Raw genomic sequence first — 2,514 nt, 5'->3', positions numbered from 1 at the left:
AGGCAAAGCTTCTCTGGTTCTGACAGTTAAAGCAGCAGTATAAGCAGCGATGGCAATTTCGATGTTCTCTGCCTTGTCTCCTTTAATTCTCTCTCTGTAGGCATTTGCAAGATTATTTTGCGTCATTGCCCAATCAATAGGCAAAGCTTCTCTGGTTCTGACAGTTAAAGCAGCAGTAGAAGCAGCGATGGCAATTTCGATGTTCTCTGCCTTGTCTCCTTTAATTCTCTCCCTGTAGGCAAGTCCGAGATTATTTTGCGTTGCTGCCCATTGTTGAGGCAAAGCTTCTCTGGTGTAGACTGTCAACGCGACTTCATAGCCAGTAATGGCAATTTCCATATTGCTGGCTTTGTCACCCAAAGGGAATTGCTGAATTCGATTGCTAAATGTAAAAATAACTAATGCTAAATTTTTCGCTTCATCTGCTTTTAGCTTCCCCAGTGTATTTGTCCCCCAACGGCGCAATATTTCTGCTAATACTCCATCGAGTTTGTCTGTATTCTTTGTCAGCAAGGGGTAAACTACCTGAGAATTACCCTCACTCTCTACGGTTGCTTGTAGTACCTGCATCAAGAATTGGTAATATGTCTGTATTTCCTCCTCACTGAGAGATTGCAAATCTACTTTAGTATCTAGATTCAACGCTTCCCTTAGTTGCATTGCCAAACTTTGCAACCAATTAGCTGTATTTTCATCCCCGTGTTGAGAACACATCTGTGCTACTTCTTTTACCTTCTGCACAAAGCCAGCATCAAGTAATTCTTGGTTTGCTGCTAAAATCTCGGCTTGTTCACCACTGGAAGAATCTAACAGACTGCGAATGAGGTTGAGATAAGCTTGCTGACGCTGTTCATTCATGAGTAATGGTGTGAGATGCAACTTTATCATGAGATAAATTCGACACCAACACCCTAAATTCCAGAAAAATGTAGAATTTCATCACAAATGATGTGTTTCTGACAATGAAAGAACCTCGTGGATGAGTGTTTTTTACTTGTGAACAGACAACACACTGATTTTGCGATCGCACACTACGAGTGTCAGGTAAAAATAGGATGGATGCGATGCCTGGGTTGGGCTACGCCAACGCATTTGTTATTTTTGCTTGGCGATCGCTCAACTCCTAACACCCTAAAATCACACTAAAATCACGCCACTTCAACGCTAGAAACTACCTTGCTATCGTCATCATTGGGTACATACTCCAAAAGCTCCCCAGGTTGACAATCCAATGCCTTACAAATACCGTTTAACCTTTCTGGGGTTAATCGTGGCATTTCGTCAACCTTGCGAAGCCTATAAACTGAATTTTCCGTTATCCCTAGCAACTCTGCCAAGTCCTTATTTCTAACTCGCTTACGCGCCATCACTTCATTTAATTTCCAGCGAATCACTTTATTGATAGGCATATTACTACATCCCCAGTTTAGTTGCTGCTAGACGCAGATTTCTCTACTTCTGAGTATCCAATATTACAAGTAGATTTATAACATTCTAAGTTTTATAAATCTACTCTTGACGTATATCTACGTGAGACGTAGATTAATTGATAGACAAAACAAAGGCGATCGCCCTCCGGGAAGAGACTGCGATCGCACTTTGTAAAACCCCATCAGTGAGGTTATTCACATGATTACACAAGAGACTTTTGACGACCAAACTTTGACGCAATCAGAGTTTGACGACTACGTTGACCAGCTAACTGATCCAGCACCACCAGAAATCGAAATTGACTCCATAACTGATGATTTTGGAGAACTATATCGAGTTTGGAACGGTTGGCAATTGCTAGGAACTTTTTATCAAAACCTGGAGGGTAAATGGGTAGCCCAGCCTTGTAATAGTGATGAAAGACCCTGCTTTGATACTCCTTTGCAAGCGCAGTTGATCATCATAGCTGTGAATGGCTTGCTAGTAGCAGATGTAGCGTAACAGAACATCATCAATAATTTCCCATCGCCCAGAGACGCGGAGCATTCCCGTCTCTTTCTTATTGGCGTTATTGAGACTATGAGTGGAAGTGCGATCGCTTATTGAAACTTACAAGCTAGTTTGAAAGCTGTTTTTGACGCTTCACCATCTTTGTAAAAGGCAACAAGCAGTGAGGGCATTTACCGTCTGCCCAATCGGCGGGAATTGGGAATGGTGTTTCACAGTTAGTACATTTTGTTAACAAGCGTAAATTGTGGCGATCGCATACCATCACATCCTTAAACTGCCATTCTACTCGGTGACAAGGTGACTCCTGATAACAAGCACCACACAATCGAATAGGTCGTGGTTTCATCGTCACCCCTTTGGGTGGTAGCATCTCGGTTAACCTATCCGCATTAACTCCCACCACAGATGCCAAAGCCTCTAACTCTTGTCGAGTAGGAAATGGGTTAAAGTACAGTTTTTCCCATCGTCCCGTAACAGCACCAAGACCAGCAATTTTTCCTAAAGAGTATCCTGAAGGCAGGCTGAGAGCTTAGTGGTGCAGAAAACTTTTTGGAGTCTCAAGTTGAAAAAACA

3 protein-coding genes and 2 pseudogenes are annotated in these 2,514 nt (G+C 42.4%); 2 read left to right on the top strand and 3 right to left on the bottom strand.

Annotated features, from left to right (window positions below):
* Positions 1–888, bottom strand: a pseudogene (locus ACM0OS_RS28775) (hypothetical protein); the annotation flags it as partial.
* A 108-nt stretch (positions 889–996) separates the two neighbouring features.
* Here ACM0OS_RS28775 and ACM0OS_RS28770 point away from each other — a divergent pair.
* Positions 997–1,146 carry a hypothetical protein gene (locus tag ACM0OS_RS28770; RefSeq protein WP_414546588.1) on the top strand — a complete coding sequence of 50 codons (150 nt, stop codon included), beginning with the start codon at positions 997–999 and terminating at the stop codon, positions 1,144–1,146.
* 2 nt (positions 1,147–1,148) lie between these two features.
* On the opposite strand, the gene ACM0OS_RS28765 is transcribed toward ACM0OS_RS28770, so the two are convergent.
* Positions 1,149–1,409 (bottom strand): helix-turn-helix domain-containing protein, encoded by a 261-nt coding sequence (locus ACM0OS_RS28765; protein WP_414546587.1) that lies wholly within the window; start codon positions 1,407–1,409, stop codon positions 1,149–1,151.
* 220 nt (positions 1,410–1,629) lie between these two features.
* Here ACM0OS_RS28765 and ACM0OS_RS28760 point away from each other — a divergent pair, with 220 nt between their 5' ends.
* A complete protein-coding gene (locus ACM0OS_RS28760) occupies positions 1,630–1,932 on the top strand; it encodes a hypothetical protein (protein ID WP_414546586.1) in 303 nt (100 codons plus the stop codon).
* Between the two features lie 115 nt (positions 1,933–2,047).
* Here ACM0OS_RS28760 and ACM0OS_RS28755 read toward each other — a convergent pair.
* Positions 2,048–2,464, bottom strand: a pseudogene (locus ACM0OS_RS28755) (TniQ family protein); the annotation flags it as partial.
* Positions 2,465–2,514: the final 50 nt, after the last annotated feature.

The organism is Nostoc sp. CCY0012 (assembly GCF_963920855.1).
In the GTDB taxonomy this organism is placed as follows: Bacteria; Cyanobacteriota; Cyanobacteriia; order Cyanobacteriales; family Nostocaceae; genus Cyanocohniella.
Note: the sequence above shows the minus strand (reverse complement) of the source record. Positions and strands in the feature narration are given on the sequence as shown.

What these genes read in the sequence shown, in the direction of transcription:
- ACM0OS_RS28760 (WP_414546586.1), top strand. Translation starts at nt 1,630, where the DNA reads ATGATTACACAAGAGACTTTTGACGACCAAACTTTGACGCAATCAGAG.
- ACM0OS_RS28765 (WP_414546587.1), bottom strand. Translation starts at nt 1,409, where the DNA reads ATGCCTATCAATAAAGTGATTCGCTGGAAATTAAATGAAGTGATGGCG.